The sequence below is a fragment of the Delftia sp. ASV31 genome (assembly GCF_016428765.1).
Taxonomy (GTDB): domain Bacteria; phylum Pseudomonadota; class Gammaproteobacteria; order Burkholderiales; family Burkholderiaceae_C; genus Comamonas; species Comamonas acidovorans.
This window is the reverse complement of the sequence record NZ_JAELTK010000030.1, coordinates 35,912-53,112: the sequence shown is the minus strand read 5'-3', so window position 1 is coordinate 53,112 and position 17,201 is coordinate 35,912. Positions and strand designations below refer to the sequence as shown.

Below are 17,201 nucleotides of genomic sequence, written 5' to 3'. Positions count from 1 at the left end.
CATGGACAGCAGCATCCGTGATTTCGTGGTGGTGGGCGCGGGCATGGCCGGTGCCTCGGTGGCCTGGCAGCTGGCGCGCGATGGCGGCGCCTCGGTGCTGGTGCTGGAGCGCGAATCCCAGCCTGGCTACCACAGCACGGGCCGCTCGGCCGCGCTGTATGAGGAGCACTATGGCCCGCTGCAGGTCCAGGCGCTGACGCGGGCCAGCCGCGCCTTCTACGAGCAGCCGCCGCAAGGCTTTGTGCAGGCGCCCATCCTGGCGCCGCGCGGCGTGCTCTATGTGGGCACGGCCGCGCAGAAGGACCTGCTCGATGCCGCCCATGCCGAGGCGCTCCTGCACTCGCCCCAGGCGCGGCGCCTGGGCCCCGATGAACTCAAGGCCCTGGTGCCCTGCCTGAATACCGCGCTGCTGGTCGATGGCTTTGCGGACGACGGCGCGCGCGACATCGACGTGCACGGCCTGCACCAGGGCTTCCTGCGCGGCCTGCGCCAGTGCGGTGGCGAGCTGCGCTGCGGCGCCGAGGTCCGTGCGCTGGCGCATGACGCAGGTGTCTGGACCGTGGACCTGGCCGACGGCAGCCGGGTGCGTACGCGCTGCGTGGTCAACGCGGCCGGCGCCTGGGCCGATGCGCTGGGCGCGCTGGCGGGCGCAGCGCCCATCGGCCTGGTGCCCAAGCGGCGCAGTGCCTTCACCTTTGCCGTGCCCGAAGGCATGGACGCCGCGCACTGGCCCGCCGTGATCAGCGCCGACGAGGGCTTTTACTTCAAGCCCGATGCAGGCCAGCTGCTGGGCTCGCCCGCCAACGCCGACCCCGTGGCGCCGCAGGACGTGGCGCCCGAGGAGCTGGACGTGGCCACGGGCATCTGGCGCATCGAGGAAGTGACCACGCTGCAGATTCGCCGCCCCTCCCACACCTGGGCCGGGCTGCGCAGCTTTGTGGCCGACGGCGAGATGGCCGTGGGCTGGGATGCTTCGCCTGCGCCGCTGCCGGGCTTTTTCTGGGTGGCCGCCCAGGGCGGCTACGGCATACAGAGCGCCTTCGGCTACAGCCTGCTGGCGCGCAACCTGCTGTGCGGCGAGCCGCTGGATGCGCGCCTGGCCGCGCAGGGCGTGCAGCCTGAACGGCTGTCGCCCGCGCGCTGCCAGCGCGGCTGAGGCTCGGTTGAAGCGTGCCGCTCAGAGCGGCGAGCGCCTGGCAAAGCGCACCACGGTCACGCCCGCGCGCGCCTGGCGCACCGAGGGCATGACCAGCACGCAGTCGCCATAGGGCGTGATCACCGGCTCGCCATCGTTGTCGCCGATCACCGTGCCGGCCTTCTCGAAGCGCTCCAGCCCCGTGAACGGCGCCGTGAAGCGAAAGCCGCTGCTCTTGGCCACCACGGGCGCCGTGACTTCCAGCGCCCACTGGGCCGGTGCGTCGGCCTGCTTCCAGCCGGGCAGGGCGGCGTGCAGCGCGCCGTTGTCGAAGATGGCGGCCACTTCGAGGAAACGCAGGCACTGGTCGTGCGCCACGTCGCGGCTGGCCAGATCGCCGTGGAAGCCGCATTCGATCAGCAGCGAGCGCGAGTCGCCGGCCTCGGCGTCGGGCACGCCGAAGCGCCCGTAGTCGCGCAGCCGCGTGCCGTCCTTGTGGCCGGCATCCACGACGATGTTCGCCGGCGCGCCCATCTGGCGTGCCAGATCGCGGTTGCGCGGCTGCATGCCGGTCAGCAGCAGCGGGGCCGAGGGCTCGTGCATGGAATGCAGGTCCAGCAGCCAGTCGGCCTGCTGCACGAAGGGGCGCAGCGCGGCGGCGCGGCGGCGCTCGCGGGTGCTGCCCTCGTCGATGCGTGCGTCTATCCACTGGCGGTTCATGTCCTCGTCCACGAAGCGCGAGGCATCGTGGCTGGCCGCGTCGAAGCGGTCGAAGGCATCGAGGTTGGCCAGCACCAGGGTCAGGCGGCCGTTGTCCAGCGCCAGGCCGTTGTTCAGGGCCTGAAGCAGCCCGGACACGGCCCAGGCGCCGCAGATCTCGTTGCCGTGCACCAGCGCGGAAATCATCACGTGGCGGCCCGGGCGTCCCGAGTCGAATTGCCACACGCCCTCGGTACCGGTATTGCCCGCGCGCCAGGCGCTCAGGTCGGGCAGGGGAAGGTCAAATTGCAAAGCGTCCATGGCTGGCTCAGTTCTCGATGTGGGCAAACTGGACGATCTTGGTGTACTTGGCGATCTCGGCGTTGATGTACTTGCCGGCATCCGTCTTGGGATCGGCCACCACCGAGCCTGCCTCTTCCATCTTCTTGCGGAACTCGGGCGAGGCCATGGTCTCGTCCAGCGCCTTCTTGACCTTGGCGGCCACGGGTGCGGGCAGGCCCTTGGGCGCCATCAGCGCGAACCAGACGTTGATGTCCACGTTCTTGTACTGGGGCAGCTCGGACAGGGCCGGGATGTCGGGCGTGATGGCCGAGCGCTTGGCCTCCGTCGTGCCCAGGGCGATGACCTTGCCCGCGCGGATCTGGGGCAGTCCCGAGGACAGCACGAACATGCCGAACTCGATGTTGTTGCCCACCAGGTCCGTGGTCAGGGGCGCCACGCCCCGATAGGGGATGTGGGTCATGTGCAGCTTGCCCTGCTCCTTGATCATTTCACCGGCCAGGTGCAGTGCCGTGCCCACGCCCGAGCTGCCGTAGCTGAACTTGCCCGGGTTCTTGGCCACCAGGGCGCTGAACTCGGCGGCTGTCTTGACGCCGGCCTTCTGCGAGGCCACCAGCACCATGGGCTGCGAGCCGATCATGCCGATGGGCGTGAAGTCGCCGATGGAGTACTTGATGCTCTTGTTGATCAGCCGTGCGATGGCCAGCTCGTTGTTGGCGCCCACGAACAGCGTGTAGCCGTCGGGCGTGGCCTTGACGGCCTTTTGCGCCCCGATGGCGCCGCCTGCGCCGCCCAGGTTCTCCACCACCACGGGCTGGCCCAGGCGCGAGGCCAGGCCATCGGCCACGAAGCGGCCCACCAGGTCGGTGCTGCCGCCAGCAGGGTAGCCCACGATCATGGTGATGGCGCGGTTGGGGTAGCTGGCGGCGTCGTCGGCCAAGGCGCTGCCGGTGGCGGCGATCAGCAGGCCGCAGGCCAGGGCGGTGCGGCGCAGGAGGGATTTGCTGGGCATGGGGTTATTCCTGAAATGTATGAGATTGATTGTGCGAAGGACTACCCAGGCATTTGGTGCTGATTCGGCACGAGGTGGAGCCATTGCAGCACCAAAACCCGCTTGTTCCACAGCTCGGTGCGGGTTTGCACCAGGAGGGCGCATGCATGCACCCGTCAGGCGCCCGTGATGTCGCTCCAGAACTGCTCGGCCGCGGGGCCCAGGTGGCGCTTGGGACGGTACAGGCGCACGTCGAAGTGCACTTCCAGGCCCGGGTCGCCGGCCACGGCCAGGCGGCCGGCCTGGCAGTCGCCGCGCACCATGGACCACGGCATCCAGGCCAGGCCCAGGCCGCGCAGCACGTATTCGTAGTGGGCGTCGGCCGAGTCGCAGTCCACGCAGCGGCGCAGGCGCGGCGCCAGCGGATGCCGGGCCAGGTGGTCTTCCACCAGGCGGCCCAGGGCCATGCTGTGGGAGAAGGCCAGGTAGGGCACGGGAGCGACGGGCTGGTGGCTGGCCGACAGCTCGTACAGCGGACGGCCCTGGGCATCGGCGCGGGCCACGGGGACCAGCCTGTCCTGCATCACCGTCAGGTAGCTGAACTGGCGGCCGTCCAGGCGCACGCCAATGGCGGCGTGGTGGTAGACCAGCGTGAAGCTGACTTCGCCGCGCTGCAGCATGGCCACGGTCTCGTCCAGCGTGCGCGTGACCACGCGCAGCTCGGCCGTCTGCAGCACGCTGCCGTGGCGCGTCAGCCAGTCGGCCACGATGGTGCGCGCCAGCGTGCGCCCCGTGGCCAGGGTGATCACGCGGGCCTGGCGCCCGGCCACGGCCTGCAGTTCATCGTGCGACTGGGCCAGCGTGCGCACCAGTTGCTCGGCCGTATCGCGGAAGGCTTCGCCGGCCGGCGTCAGCCGCACGGGGCCGCCGCCGGGCTCGACCAGGGGCGTGCCGGCCCAGGCCTCCAGCGCGCGGATGCGCCGCCCGAAGGCCGGATGGGTGACATGGCGCAGCTCGGCCGCGCGCGTGAAGCTGCGCTCCTGGGCCAGCAGCAGGAAGTCTTCCAGCCATTTGCCTTGCATGGCCGGGCTTCCCTGCCGTCTCAGGCGGCGGCTGCGTCTTGCAGCGTCTGGCGCGTGGCCTGGGCGGCGGTGCGCGCGGCGGCAGCGAAGTTGTCGCCCTGCGATGCATAGAGCACCGCACGCGAGGAATTGATGATGATGGGGCCGCCGCCGATGCGCGCCGCCTTGACCGTGGCCACGGCATCGCCCCCCTGGGCGCCCACGCCGGGAATCAGCAGCGGCAGCGAGGGCGCGAATTCACGCACGCGCTCGATCTCCTGCGGGCGCGTGGCGCCCACCACCAGGCCGAGCTGGCCGTTGGTGTTCCAGGGCCCCTGCGCCAGGCGCGCCACATGCTCGAACAGGTGGGGCTGGCCCGGCAGGTCGGCCAGGCGCTGGGCCTGCAGGTCGTCACCGCCGGGGTTGGAGGTGCGGCACAGCAGGAAGGCGCCCTTGCCCTCGTACTGCAGGTAGGGCGTGATGGAGTCGAAGCCCATGAAGGGCGACAGGGTCACGGCGTCGGCGCCGTAGCGCTCGAAGGCTTCCTTGGCGTATTGCTCGGCGGTGGAGCCGATGTCGCCGCGCTTGGCGTCCAGGATGATGGGCACATGGGGCGCGACGGCGCGCATGTGCGCCATGAGCTTTTCCAGCTGGTCTTCGGCGCGGTGGGCCGCGAAGTAGGCGATCTGGGGCTTGAAGGAGTTCACCAGGTCGGCCGTTGCGTCGACGATGGCGGCGCAGAAGTCGTAGATTTTGCTTGCATCGCCGCGCATGGCCGCAGGAAAGCGGCTGGGTTCGGGGTCCAGGCCCACGCACAGCATGGATTGGTTCTGGGCGGTGGCATTGCGCAGCATGTCGAGAAAGGTCATGGGGCGCGATTTTAGCGATCGGCCCTTCCCGGGGCCTGTCGCCGGGCATCCAGCGGGCCTGGCGGCCCGCGGGCACAATCGGCGGCCTATGCCTGCCTTCACCGCCCGACAAATCCTTTTGCTGATCGCGCTGACCCTGATCTGGGGCATCAACTGGCCGGTGATGAAGCTGGGCGTGCAGCATTTCCCGCCGCTGAGTTTCCGCATGGCCTCGATGTGGGTGGGACTGCCCATCCTGGCGGCCTTCGTGGTCTGGCGCCGCCTGCCGCTGGCCGTGCCGCGCGCCTATTGGCCCCGGCTGGCGCAGCTGACGCTGTTCAACATGGTGCTGTGGAACAGCCTGATCATCATTGCCATCCCCATGCTGTCCAGCGGGCGGGCGGCCATCCTGGGCTACACCATGCCCATCTTCTCGGCCGTGCTGGGCAGCCTGTTCTTCCATGACCGGCTGGCGCCGCGTGCCTGGGCGGGTGTGGCGGCGGCCTTGGCGGGCGTGCTCCTGCTGCTGTGGCACGAGGTCGGCGCCCTGGGCAGCCGCCCCATCGGCGTGGGCCTGATGCTGGCCGCCGCGCTGAGCTGGGCCTTCGGCACGCAGAAGCTGCGCCGCGCCGAGGTGCCCGTGCCCCTGCTGACGATGACGCTGTGGATGGTGGCGCTGACCGCGCTGACGCTCACGGTGCTGGCCTTCGTCTTCGAGCGCCACCTGTGGCACTGGCCCGACGCCCAGGCCACGGGCGCCATCGTCTTCAACGGCGTGCTGGTGCTGGGCTTTGGCCAGACGGTCTGGTTCTTCCTGGCGCGCAGCCTGCCGCCCGTGGCGTCCACGCTGAGCGTGATGATGATCCCCGTGCTGGGCGTGTTCAGCGGCGCCTGGTGGCTGGGCGAGGTGCTGCACTGGCAGGACTGGACGGCCGTGGCGCTGATGGTGGTGGCCATCGCCTCGGTGCTGTGGCCGGCGCGCGGCCGCTGAGGGCAAGCAGGGGAAGGTCGGGAGAAGAAGACGCAGCCTGACTGCGCACACGGGCGCAGTCAGGCTGCAGGGCCTCAGCGTTGCGCCGTGGCCGGGGCGCCCAGCAGGCGCTGGATGTCGATGTTGTTGGGCAGCGCGTAGTCGTGGCTGCGCACGATGCGGCTGTCGTCGGTGCGAACCAGCTTCAGGCTCACATAGGTGTACTTGGCAGCCGCCGAGTACGTGCCCACCAGGACCAGGGCCGCATTGTGGTTGCGGGCGATGTCCTTGATCTCGCGCGACAGCAGCAGCTCGCCCGTGCCTTCCTTGACGTACACATCGCCGCGCAGCTTCAGCTCCTTGACGTTGTAGCCCTTGGCGGACAGCTGGGAGGCGTACAGCTCGCTGAGCGTGCGGCCCAGGGGGGCCGAGCGCGTCAGGTCGTTGACGTTGACCACGGTGGCCACGAGCACGGGCGCTTCGCCCAGTTCCTCGGTGTTCAGGCCCTTGACCAGCTCGTCCACGGCAGCGCGGCTGCTGGCGATGAAGGGGTTGGCTGCGGCCGACTGGTAGGTGGGCTCGCCGCGGCGCGCGGCCGACGATTCGGGCGTGGTCGCGGGAGCGGGCACGGCGCAGGCGGACAGCAGGGCCGCCGCAGCCAGTGCGGCAGGCAGGAGGGGCGTGCGCAGTGTCATTGGCCCACCACCTTCAGGTTCTTGGCGGGGAATTCGGGGCGCTCGTCCTCGGCCGTGAACAGCACGGCGTCGCTCTTTTCGAGGTAGTAGACGTCGGTCTTGCGCGCCAGGTACTGGTTGTTGCGCACCACCGTCGTCGTCAGCACGAGTTCGGGGTTGGGCAGGCGCTTGCCGTGGCGCACGACCTGGGCGCCGTAGCTCACCTGCAGCTGGGCCTGGGCCGGCTGCTGCATGACGGTCACGCCGCTTTGCACGAGCTTGGTGATGATCAGCTCACGAAAGCCCTTGTCGAACTGGCTGGGCTCGGCCGGCAGGGCCACGTGGACTGGCGTGGTGCGCTCGATGCCGGTCTTTTGCAGTGTTTCCAGCGTCTTGGCGACGACATCGTTGGCCACGGAGTCCCAGTGGCCGGCAGCGCCGATCTTGGGCTGGGCCGTGGCTTCGAAGTAGCTGGTCATCGGTGCATTGACGCAGCCCGCCAGGGCCAGGCAGAGGCCCGCCAGGGCCAGGCCGCCAGCGGATTTGAACGATCGCATGGATTTCTCCTCGGTGCGGGGGCGCGCTGCGGCGGATTGCTGCAGCTGCGCAAAGTGTCGATTGTGGCTTCGCCGCGAGGCACTGACAAGAAAGTGCCCCGTATCCGGATGTTGCCGTGCTCAGCCGTTGGCGCGCTTTTGCAGGATCTCGAAGGCGGGCAGGGTCTTGCCTTCCAGCACCTCCAGGAAGGCGCCGCCGCCCGTGGAGATGTAGCCGACCTTGTCCTCGATGCCGTACTTGGCGATGGCGGCCAGGGTGTCGCCGCCACCGGCGATGCTGAAGGCGTCGGACTCGGCAATCGCCTGGGCCACGACCTTGGTGCCGTTGGCGAACTGGTCGAACTCGAACACGCCCATGGGGCCGTTCCAGACGATGGTGCCGGCCTTGCGCAGTTGCTCGGCCAGGCGGGCGGCGGTCTCGGGGCCGATGTCCAGGATCATGTCGTCGTCAGCCACTTCGGTGGCCTTCTTGACGGTGGCGGGCGCGTCGGCCGCAAAGGTCTTGGAGACCACCACGTCGGTGGGAATCGGCACCTCGGCGCCGCGTGCGGCCATGGCGTCGATCACGGCGCGGGCCTCGCCGACCAGATCGGCCTCGGCCAGGCTCTTGCCGATGTTCAGGCCCGCGGCCAGCATGAAGGTGTTGGCAATGCCGCCGCCCACGATGAGCTGGTCCACGTTCTTGGCCAGCGACTGCAGGATGGTCAGCTTGGTCGACACCTTGGAGCCGGCCACGATGGCGGCCAGCGGGCGGCGCGGGTTGGCCAGGGCCTTGGTGATGGCGTCGATCTCGGCCGACAGCAGGGGACCCGCGCAGGCAATGGGTGCGAACTGGGCGATGCCGTAGGTCGTGCCTTCGGCACGGTGGGCAGTGCCGAAGGCGTCGTGCACGAAGATGTCGCACAGCGCGGCCAGCTTGCGGGCCAGTTCTTCCTTGTTCTTCTTCTCGCCCACGTTCACGCGGCAGTTCTCCAGCAGCACGACCTGGCCGGGCGCCACCTGCACGCCGTCCACCCAGTCGGCGACCAGGGGCACTTCGCGGCCCAGCAGCTCGCCCAGGCGGCGGGCCACGGGCGCCAGCGAATCGGCGGGCTTGAACTCGCCTTCGGTGGGGCGGCCCAGGTGGCTGGTCACCATCACGGCGGCGCCGGCCTTCAGCGCCATCTCGATGGCGGGCACGGAGGCGCGCACGCGCGTGTCCTCGGTGATCTCGCCGGCATCGTTCAGGGGCACGTTGAGGTCGGCGCGGATGAAGACGCGCTGGCCCTGGGCCTTGCCCTGGGCGCACAGATCGGAGAAACGGAGAATGTTCATGACGGCGGCGTTGCGATCGGTGGCGATCGCCATGGAATTGAAACGAAAAAGAGGTAAAGCGCGGCCATTGTAGGCGGCGTGCCCGCCCCGGCAGCGGGCGGGCGCACCGGCGATCCGGGGCATCGGGAGCCGCCTGTAATCCGGTTTCAGCCGGGGAGCCGGGCGCTCTCGGCCGCTCTTGGCCGCGCTGCGCCTACCAGCCCAGGCCGATATGCAGTGGCAGATAGACCGCCATGCCAAGCGCGATCGTTCCCATGATGCTGCGCTTGTAAAAAAAATACATGACCGCGCAAGCCAGGGCCGGCAGGCGCGCATCGACCACGGTGGAGATCAACCGGCCGTTGGTCATCACGATCTCGGGCGCAATCACGGCCGCCAGGGCCGCCAGCGGCGCGTACTTGAGGCCGCGCTTGAGCCATTGCGGCAAGGGCACCTCGCGCTCTGGAATCAGGAAGAAGGCGCGTGTGAACAGCGTGATGGCCGCCAGGCCCACGCAGGCCAGCCAGGGCCACAGCCAGGACAGATCCATCAGAGCGTTTCCTTTTCCTTGGTTTGCACGGGCCGGGCGTCTTCGTCCAGCGGCAGCCGGGCATGGCGCTCGCCGCGGGCTGTATCGGGCGGGAGAATCACCGGGCCTGGCTCCCCTTTTTCAGGCGCCTGCAGGGCGCGCAGGCGCTGCTGCAGCGTTTCCGCCAGCAGGCCTGCGGCCACGGCTGCCGCGATGGCCACGAGGATATTGAGCTTGAGCGGCAGCGCAAAGGCCGCCACGGCCGCGCTGGCAGCAACCACGCCTGCCACCCAGGTGGCCCGGTCGTTGAGCATGGACAGCAGCACGCCCATCAGGGCCAGCACGCCCGCAAAGCCCAGGCCCCAGGACAGGGGCACCTGGTCGGCCAGCAGGATGCCCAGCGTGGACGGGATCTGCCAGGCCAGCCAGTTGGTCGATGCGGCGCCCCAGAAATAGGGCAGCTGCTCGGGCTGGGGCCGGGCATCAGGGTAGCGCTTCATGAAGCCCACGAAGATCACGTCGCCGCTGAAATAGGCGATGGCCAGGCGGTGGCGCAGGCGCAGGTGGGCAAAGTAGCTGCGCCACATGCTGCTGAGGATGACGAAGCGCAGGTTCACGCAGATGGCCGTGAACCAGACCACCCACATGGGCGCGCCCACGGCCATCAGCGGCAGCACGGCCAGCTGGGCACTGCCGGCATAGACCAGCAGGCCCATGAACAGCGCCAGGGGCAAGGACATGCCGCTCTTGATCATGGCCACGCCCGTGACCAGGCCCCAGGCGCCTATGCCTAGCGCCGTGCCCGACATGTCGCGCACGCCGGTCATGAAGGCGGGATCGCGCGCAATGCCGCGTGCGCGCTCCACCAGGGGCTGCAGGTTCATGGCGTGCCGCCGCTGGCAGCACCGTCCAGAACGGCTCCTTCAGGCAGATCGAAGCCGCGCAGGAAATCGCCGGCCGCCAGCCGCTTGCCGCCCGCGCGCTGCAGCAGCGTCATGCACAGCACGCCATGGCCGCAGGCCACGCGCACGCCGTCGGCGCCTGCGGACAGCACGGTGCCGGGGGCTGCCGTCCCCACGGCGATGGCGGGGTCGGCGTGAGCCTCCCAGACCTTGATGGATTCATCGCCGTACTGCGTGGCGCCGCCCGGGAAGGGGTTGAAGGCGCGCAGGCGCCGGGCAATGGCCTCGGCATCCTGGCGCCAGTCGATCTGGCTTTCGGCCTTTTCGATCTTGTGCGCGTAGTTCACGCCCTCGGCGGGCTGGGGCGTGCGCGGCAGGCCGCCGCAGGCGCTCATCTCCAGCGCCTCGACGATGAGGCGCCCGCCCAGGTCGGCCAGCTTGTCGTGCAGGCTGGCCGTGGTGTCGTCGGCGGTGATGGGCAGGCGCTCGACCAGGCACATGTCGCCCGTGTCCAGGCCGGCGTCCATCTGCATGATGGTGACGCCGGTCTCGGCATCGCCGGCCTCGATGGCGCGGTGGATGGGGGCGGCGCCGCGCCAGCGCGGCAGCAGGCTGGCGTGGATGTTCAGGCAGCCGCGCGGGGGCGTATCGAGCACCCACTGCGGCAGGATCAGCCCGTAGGCGGCCACGACCATGACATCGGCCTGGGCCGCTTCGATGGCGGCGCGGGCGGCGGCGGCCTCTTCGGGGTATTTGCCGTCCAGGCGCAGGCTGCGCGGCTGGGCCACGGCAATACCATGCTCCAGCGCGCACTGCTTGACGGGCGAGGCCTGCAGCTTCATGCCGCGCCCGGCGGGACGGTCGGGCTGGGTCAGCACCAGGGGGACGGTAAAGCCCGCGGCGAGCAGGCGTTCAAGGGCAACGCGCGCGAACTCGGGCGTGCCGGCAAAAATGACTCTCATGCAATCCAGTAGGGACAGTGGGACGGTGTGCCGGCTCAGCGACGGTCGTCGTCGTTGAACACTTCGTCGGTGAACATCACGCGGCGCACCACGCCGGCGGGGTCGATATGCACATGGGCCTGGCGGCGAATGCCATTTTCCAGAATACGGTAGGTCCAGATGTCGCCGTTGAAACTGTAGACCCTCTCGATCAGCGCAGGCGGGCCGAAGAGCTGACGCACGCTTTCCCGGGTGTCCTCGCCATTGCGCAGGGCGTGGAAGCGTTCGATGGTGAGCGCCTGCTCCACGCGCACCAAGCGCTGGCTGGCGTCGAAATCCATGTGGTAGACCTGCTGGCCCGCAGGCTGCCGGCTGTAGACCAGGCGCGTGCCGCCACCGTCCAGCGGCAGGCTCAGGGTCGGGCGGCCCATGGAGCGCTCGATCTCGGAGCGCGGCGTGCCGGGCTTTTGCCACTCGGGCACGGCGCAGCCGGCAAGCAGCAGGGACAAGGCCAGGGCAAGCAGCGCCCAGGCAACGAGGCCCGCGCCGTCCATCTTCCAGCGCGGCATGAAGCGAAGCGCTGGCAGGTGGGTCATGCGCGTTCTGCCTGTTTCTGCTGCTTGAGCAGCTTGGTCTTGATGCGGTTGCGCTTGAGCGGCGACAGGTACTCGACGAAGACCTTGCCCATCAGGTGGTCCATCTCGTGCTGGATGCAGATGGCCTTGAAGCCTTCGGCCTCGATGATGCGTTCGTTGCCGTTCTCGTCCAGCGCCTTGACCTTGATGGCGGTGGAGCGCTCGACGCCGTCGTAGATGCCGGGCACCGACAGGCAGCCTTCTTCGCCCAGCTGCGTTTCCTCGCTGGCCCAGAGCAGCTCCGGGTTGATCAGCGCAAAGGGCTCGTCACGGCCTTCGGAGACATCGACCACGACCACGCGCTCATGCACGTTCACCTGGGTGGCTGCCAGGCCCACGCCCTGGGCGTCATACATGGTGGCGTACATATCCTGGACCAGCTGGCGAATGCGGTCATCGACCTTGGCAACCGGCTTGGCGACGGTGTGCAGGCGGGGGTCGGGATAGCAAAGAATGGGCAGAATGGACATGGCGTGGTCGGTGAATGTCGTTATTTTCGCCACTTTTCTGCCTGGGCGCAGCGGGACGACGCAATAAGCGTTGCCCTCTCATGGCCTTGCACGCAGAATCTTTGCTGATTTGTAAGACCTGTATGGCCGTTCATGACAAGATCGGTCGTGCCGCAGTGCCTAGGAGGGACGCTGCGTCAGCCACAAGAAGAGGAATTCCATGACTGCATTCGCCACAGCTCGTACCTGGACTGTCGCAACGGCCCTGATCGCTGCGTTCGCAGCGGCCCACGCGCAGCAGCTTCCGGTGACGGCATCGCAGCGCTCGGCCGCCCAGCAGGTGGCCCAGCAGGGCGTTCCCGTGGGCGAGCTGGCGCCCGATGCGCCCGACAGCTATACCGTCAAGCGCGGCGACACGCTGTGGGGCATCTCCGGCATGTACCTGCGCCGTCCCTGGCGCTGGCCCGAGCTGTGGGGCATGAACATGCAGGCCATCGCCAATCCCCACCTCATCTATCCGGGCCAGGTGCTGTACCTGGACAAGCGTGATGGCTATGCCCGCCTGAGCACGGCGCGTCCCATGGGCGACGGTGGCGAGCCCGGTGTGGTGCGCGTGTCTCCGAGCACGCGCAGCGAATCCCTGGCCCAGGCGGCCCTGCCCACGCTGCAGCCCCATCTGATCGAGCCCTTCCTGGCCGAGCCGCTGGTGGTGGATGCCGAAACGCTTCTGCGCGCACCCCGCCTCATCGCCACCACGGACGAGCGCGTGCTCATGGCCAGCGGTGACCGCGCCTATGCACGCGGCACGGCCGAGGCGCCGCTGCGCAAGGGCGAAGGCCTGCCGCGCCAGTACCGTGTCTTCCGCGATGCGGTGGCGCTCAAGGACCCCATCTCCGGCGAGGTGCTGGGCTACGAGGCCAAGTACCTGGGCCTGGCCGATCTCATCGAGGGCGAGACCTCGCTGGAGATCGTGGACAGCAAGGGCGAAAAGCACGAGCAGGCCTCTCCCGCCACGGTGGACCTGTCGCGCGCCAAGACCGAGATGCGTGCTGGCGACCGCCTGCTGCCCGCACCGGAACGAACCTACATGAACTATGCGCCGCATGCGCCGCAGGCTGCCGTGAAGGCCCATGTGGTGTCGCTGTACGGCGACCAGGCCGTGCGCTGGGCGGCCAACAACCAGGTCATTGCCATCAACAAGGGCACGCAGGACGGCATGGACGTGGGCACGGTGCTGGAGCTGAGCCGCCGTGGCGCGCGCATCGTGGACAAGACGGGCGACAAGAAGGAGCAGGTGCAGCTGCCCGATGAACGCAATGGCCATGCCATGGTGTTCCGCACCTTCGATCGCGTCTCCTACGCGCTGATCCTGGAGGCGCGGCGCGGCGTCGAGGTGGGCGACAGCCTGACCTCGCCGGCTCCCTGAGCCCCAGCGGCCTGCCGGCAACGCCATGGCGGCCGCCTTGCAGTCCACCGACCGGCTCGCTCCCGAGGAGCTGTCCGCCTGGCTTCGGCTGCTGCTGACGCCCGGAGTGGGCCGCACCACGGCGCGGCGCCTGCTGGCGGCCTGCGGTGGCGCGCAGAACATCTGGAGCGGCCCTCCAGCCGCCTGGCAAGGCCTGGTGACGGCGGCACAGGCCCATTCGCTGCAGACCGTGCCCCAGCGCCTGGAGCAGCTTGTGGCGGCCACGGCGCAATGGCTGGACCAGCCCGCTTCCGGGCAGTTGCATGCCGTGCTTGCGCTGGGCCATCCCCAGTATCCGCAGTCGCTGCTGCAGACCGAAGATCCGCCGCTGCTGCTGCATGTGCAGGGCAGCGAGCGCTGCATGACAGGGCCGGGCCCCTGGTTCCCCTATCCACAGTCCCTGGCCATGGTCGGCAGCCGCGGGCCGACGGTCCAGGGCGCGGCCAATGCGCGTGCCATGGCGCAGGCGCTGGCCGAGGCCGGCCTGTGCATCGTCTCCGGACTGGCGCAGGGCGTGGATGGCGCTGCCCATGAGGGCGCACTGCGAGCGGTGCTGCGCACGGGCGCCCAGGCGGCGCCCGTCACCATTGCCGTCGTGGGCACAGGCCTGGACCAGGTCTATCCACGGCGCCACATAGGCCTGGCCCGCGAAGTGGCCAGCCACGGGCTGATCGTCAGCGAGTATCCGCTGGGCACCGGCCCCATGGCCGCGCACTTTCCGCAGCGCAACCGCATCATTGCGGGCCTGTCCCAGGGCACGCTGGTGGTCGAGGCGGCCCTGCAATCGGGCTCGCTGATCACCGCAAGACTGGCCAGCGAACAGGGCCGCGAAGTCTTTGCCATCCCCGGCTCCATCCACGCGCCCCAATCGCGCGGCTGCCATGCGCTGCTGCGCCAGGGCGCCAAGCTCGTGGAAACGGCGCAGGACGTGCTCGATGAGCTGCAGGGAACGGCCGTGCGCCTGCCGATTGCCAAGCCCGTACCGGCAGCAGCGGCGGCAGCGGCAGCTGTCCAGTCCGCCCAGGACCATGAGAACGACGCCACCCTGCGCGCCCTGGCCCACGACCCGCTGTCGCTGGACGAGCTCATGGACCGCACAGGCATGGACGCCGCAGCCCTGCAGGCCCACCTGCTGGAGCTGGAACTGGAAGGCCGCGTGGAGCGCCTGCCCGGCGGCCTGTTCCAGCGCCTGGCCCACGCCTGAGCTCAAAAACTGGCGCACTCCAACATCAGGGACGCCGAGCAAGAGCCGCCTCGCGGTGGGGGCGCCTAGCCGAGGGCGTCGTCCCCCTCCCTTGCGAAGCAAGTAGAGAGGCGCCGTGCCACGGGGGGAAGGCGCGTAGCGCCTCAGGGGGAGCTTAGCCTTTCAGGGTTCGCCTGAATCTTCTCCAGCGCATCGCGCGTCGCGCGCACGGTGAGCGCCTCTTCGTCATGCACGGACAGCAGGCCGGACTGCAGGTAGGAGGCCATGCGCCGCAGCTGCAGCAGGTGGCAGGTGCCATCGAGCGCGGCGAACAGGTGCAGCTGCTTGCGGCGGCTGCGCCAGGTGTATTGCACCTGGATGCGCGCGCCGTTGTGGTCCAGCGTGAACCAGCGGCCCGGCTCCAGCGAGGTGGCCCACTCCAGCATCACCGGGTCCACGGGGGTGTTGGTGCTCGGGATGACGTTGAGACCGGCCGTGTCCACGCCCAGGATCATCTCGATGTTCTCGGGCGACAGCGGCATGTCCTCGTCGAGCATGCCGTCTTCGCTGATGTACTGCTCCAGATGGGACAGTCGCTGGGCCATGGCCTCGATGCGGGCCGGTGCGATGGTCGCTGTCTTGGAGACGAAGGCCTCGGCCAGCGTGTCGGTGACCAGCTTGATGCGTGCGGACTGCCCCTCGCCCGTGACGCCGATCAGGGCCAGCCCTTCGCGCAGCGTCTGCAGCAGCGTCGGCAGCGTCTGGATCACGCGCGAGCGTTCCTGGCGCGTGGGCTTGGCGCTGGCGGCCCAGACCAGTTCGCTGGCGGCCTGCTTGAAGCGCATGGTGCGCGCGTCCTTGGCGCCGTGGCGCACGGCGGCCAGGGCCAGCACCTCGGTCCAGGTCTTGAACAGGAACTCGCGGATCTCTTCGCGCACCGGCATGTCGGTGAGCAGGTGGCGCAGCTCGATCGTGTACTGGATGGCCAGGGTTTCCTTTTGCTCCACCTGCTGGGCCACGCTGACGATCTTGGCCTTGTCCTGCGACTGGGTCAGGTAGCGCGCCAGGAAGTCCTCGAACTCGCGCAGCACCAGCACGAAGACCTTCTGGCCGGTCTCCGGGTACTGCTCGATGACCTGGACGATGCGCCGGATCTCCGACTCCAGCGCGCTGCCGCTGATGCTGGAGGCGTCGAACCCCATCACGCACGAACCCAGGCGGTCGATCAGCAGCCTGGCCGGGTGGCGCAGGTTGCTGAAGAATTCCGGCTCGGCCAGGGCCACGCGCAGCACGGGCACCTGCAGCCGGGCAAACCATACGCGCACCGAGGGCGGGATGCGGTCCTCGGTCAGGATGGCCTGGAACATCAGGGCCACGATCTCGATGGTGGCCTTTTCGCCCGAGGTGGTGGCCTTGCGCTTGAGCTCGGCCGAGCGCTCGCGCACCTGGCCCACCAATTGGCCGATGGCGGCCGGGCTGGCATCGATTTGCAGCGTGGTCAGTCCCCGGGCCAGCATCTGCTGGTACTGCGTCTGGGCCACGACGCGCTGCTCCAGCAGGGCCTGGGTCAGCGCGGCCGATGCGGGGGCCTGCTGCAGGCCACCGCCCACGCCGCCCACGCCGGGCACCAGGCCCGGCACGCCCACGCCCGGCTGCATGAGCAGGCGGCGCAATTGGCCCACGACTTCATGGGCGCGGTGGCGTGCGCGCGAAAGTGTTGTCAGGCCCACGGGCATCTGGCCCTGGGGCAGTGCTCCGTTGGGCGGATAGGAGGCGGCAGCGCCCGGCACGCCACCCATCTGCGTGGGCGCATAGGCCGAGGAAGGCTGCGAGGTCGAGGCAGGCGCCGTGGCCGGGCCCAGGCCCATGGCTCGCGTGGAGTGGCCACCCTCGGTGCGCCGCACCCGCATGGCCACGTCCTGCGAACGGGTGACGCCCTGGCCGTCCAGCAGTTGGTGGGCCGCCTGGTATCCGGCCACCAGCAGCGGTGCCAGGGCTGTCTGCAGCAGATCGTTCACGCGCTGCAGATCGCCGCGCTGCAGGCCGCTGGCGAGCCATTGCTCGACCAGATGGCGGCACACGGACTCGCTGCGCAGAATGTCGTCGGATGGCAGTTCCTGGTTTTCGATGGCCTGCATGCGCAGGCGCAGCGTATCGAAGACGGGTGCCGTGGTTTCCCCCATGGCCAGCGCCATGCGGGAGGCCAGGATCTTGTTCTCCACCACATCGTCGCTGAGCAGCTCGAACTGCAGCGCCCCGCGCTGTGGCACGGAGGCCGGTGTGGCCCTGCCCGGCTGCAGTGCGCCCTGCAGGGCCTGCATGCAGGCATTCAGCCAGGCCGTCTGGTGCTGGCGGTAGCTGGACCAGGCCTCGCGACGCTCCTGCATTTCACGTGCGGTGCCCACGGCCTGGGCCTGTTGTTCCATCTGGGCCAGCAGCTGCTGGGCCACGCCGGGAAGGCCCTTGCACAGTCCACGCACCCAATGCAAACGCGCCTGCTGGCCCAGTGAAGACTGGGCGCCAGCAGGCGCGTTGGAAGGGGTGGGCAGGGAGGGCATGCCCGCGAGTG

General features: G+C 69.3%; 17 protein-coding genes. 4 read left to right on the top strand and 13 right to left on the bottom strand.

Annotation, left to right across the window (positions count from 1 at the left end; translation table 11 throughout):
• The first annotated feature begins 1 nt into the window (after position 1).
• A complete protein-coding gene (locus JHD82_RS13155; RefSeq protein WP_199136863.1) occupies positions 2-1,156 on the top strand; it encodes an FAD-binding oxidoreductase in 1,155 nt (384 codons plus the stop codon).
• 21 nt (positions 1,157-1,177) lie between these two features.
• Here the strand turns inward: JHD82_RS13155 and JHD82_RS13150 are convergent, their stop codons facing one another.
• The 4 genes from JHD82_RS13150 to pyrF all read right to left on the bottom strand — a co-directional run bounded on the left by JHD82_RS13150 (position 1,178) and on the right by pyrF (position 5,055).
• Positions 1,178-2,155 (bottom strand): succinylglutamate desuccinylase/aspartoacylase family protein, encoded by a 978-nt coding sequence (locus tag JHD82_RS13150; RefSeq protein WP_199136861.1) that lies wholly within the window; start codon positions 2,153-2,155, stop codon positions 1,178-1,180.
• A 7-nt stretch (positions 2,156-2,162) separates the two neighbouring features.
• Positions 2,163-3,146 (bottom strand): tripartite tricarboxylate transporter substrate binding protein, encoded by a 984-nt coding sequence (locus tag JHD82_RS13145; protein ID WP_199136859.1) that lies wholly within the window; start codon positions 3,144-3,146, stop codon positions 2,163-2,165.
• A 155-nt stretch (positions 3,147-3,301) separates the two neighbouring features.
• Positions 3,302-4,207: a LysR family transcriptional regulator gene (locus tag JHD82_RS13140; protein WP_012202755.1), complete on the bottom strand. Its 906-nt coding sequence runs from the start codon at positions 4,205-4,207 to the stop codon at positions 3,302-3,304.
• A 20-nt stretch (positions 4,208-4,227) separates the two neighbouring features.
• On the bottom strand, positions 4,228-5,055 hold the full coding sequence (pyrF, locus tag JHD82_RS13135) for an orotidine-5'-phosphate decarboxylase (protein WP_199136857.1): 828 nt from the start codon (positions 5,053-5,055) through the stop codon (positions 4,228-4,230).
• Positions 5,056-5,143: 88 nt separating this feature from the next.
• Here pyrF and JHD82_RS13130 point away from each other — a divergent pair, with 88 nt between their 5' ends.
• Positions 5,144-6,025: a DMT family transporter gene (locus JHD82_RS13130; RefSeq protein ID WP_034389732.1), complete on the top strand. Its 882-nt coding sequence runs from the start codon at positions 5,144-5,146 to the stop codon at positions 6,023-6,025.
• A 74-nt stretch (positions 6,026-6,099) separates the two neighbouring features.
• Here JHD82_RS13130 and JHD82_RS13125 read toward each other — a convergent pair whose 3' ends face one another.
• The 8 genes from JHD82_RS13125 to def all read right to left on the bottom strand — a co-directional run bounded on the left by JHD82_RS13125 (position 6,100) and on the right by def (position 12,005).
• The gene (locus JHD82_RS13125; RefSeq protein ID WP_012202758.1) at positions 6,100-6,699 is read right to left on the bottom strand and encodes a FlgO family outer membrane protein; all 600 of its coding nucleotides are present in this window, start codon (positions 6,697-6,699) and stop codon (positions 6,100-6,102) included.
• Entirely contained in the window at positions 6,696-7,235 is a 540-nt protein-coding gene (locus JHD82_RS13120; RefSeq protein WP_012202759.1) for a hypothetical protein, read from the bottom strand. The genes JHD82_RS13125 and JHD82_RS13120 overlap by 4 nt, the downstream gene beginning before the upstream one ends.
• Before the next feature lie 120 nt (positions 7,236-7,355).
• A complete protein-coding gene (locus JHD82_RS13115) occupies positions 7,356-8,549 on the bottom strand; it encodes a phosphoglycerate kinase (RefSeq protein ID WP_043783159.1) in 1,194 nt (397 codons plus the stop codon).
• 193 nt (positions 8,550-8,742) lie between these two features.
• Positions 8,743-9,078, bottom strand: coding sequence for an AzlD domain-containing protein (locus JHD82_RS13110; protein WP_012202761.1), 336 nt, complete (start codon positions 9,076-9,078; stop codon positions 8,743-8,745).
• The gene (locus JHD82_RS13105; protein ID WP_012202762.1) at positions 9,078-9,941 is read right to left on the bottom strand and encodes an AzlC family ABC transporter permease; all 864 of its coding nucleotides are present in this window, start codon (positions 9,939-9,941) and stop codon (positions 9,078-9,080) included. Before JHD82_RS13105 ends, JHD82_RS13110 begins: the two co-directional genes overlap by 1 nt.
• Positions 9,938-10,921: a methionyl-tRNA formyltransferase gene (fmt, locus tag JHD82_RS13100; protein ID WP_199136855.1), complete on the bottom strand. Its 984-nt coding sequence runs from the start codon at positions 10,919-10,921 to the stop codon at positions 9,938-9,940. The genes JHD82_RS13105 and fmt overlap by 4 nt, the downstream gene beginning before the upstream one ends.
• Positions 10,922-10,956: 35 nt before the next feature.
• Positions 10,957-11,496: a hypothetical protein gene (locus tag JHD82_RS13095; RefSeq protein ID WP_063327534.1), complete on the bottom strand. Its 540-nt coding sequence runs from the start codon at positions 11,494-11,496 to the stop codon at positions 10,957-10,959.
• The gene (def, locus tag JHD82_RS13090) at positions 11,493-12,005 is read right to left on the bottom strand and encodes a peptide deformylase (protein WP_012202765.1); all 513 of its coding nucleotides are present in this window, start codon (positions 12,003-12,005) and stop codon (positions 11,493-11,495) included. Before def ends, JHD82_RS13095 begins: the two co-directional genes overlap by 4 nt.
• A 199-nt stretch (positions 12,006-12,204) precedes the next feature.
• Between def and JHD82_RS13085 the strand changes: the two genes are divergently transcribed.
• Together JHD82_RS13085 and dprA are read left to right on the top strand one after the other, a co-directional pair.
• Positions 12,205-13,410: a LysM peptidoglycan-binding domain-containing protein gene (locus JHD82_RS13085; RefSeq protein WP_199136853.1), complete on the top strand. Its 1,206-nt coding sequence runs from the start codon at positions 12,205-12,207 to the stop codon at positions 13,408-13,410.
• 25 nt (positions 13,411-13,435) lie between these two features.
• Entirely contained in the window at positions 13,436-14,653 is a 1,218-nt protein-coding gene (gene dprA, locus JHD82_RS13080) for a DNA-processing protein DprA (RefSeq protein WP_199136851.1), read from the top strand.
• 143 nt (positions 14,654-14,796) lie between these two features.
• Here the strand turns inward: dprA and JHD82_RS13075 are convergent, their stop codons facing one another.
• Positions 14,797-17,190, bottom strand: a complete 2,394-nt coding sequence (locus tag JHD82_RS13075) for a DUF1631 family protein (RefSeq protein ID WP_199136849.1) — start codon at positions 17,188-17,190, stop codon at positions 14,797-14,799.
• Between the last annotated feature and the right edge of the window lie 11 nt (positions 17,191-17,201).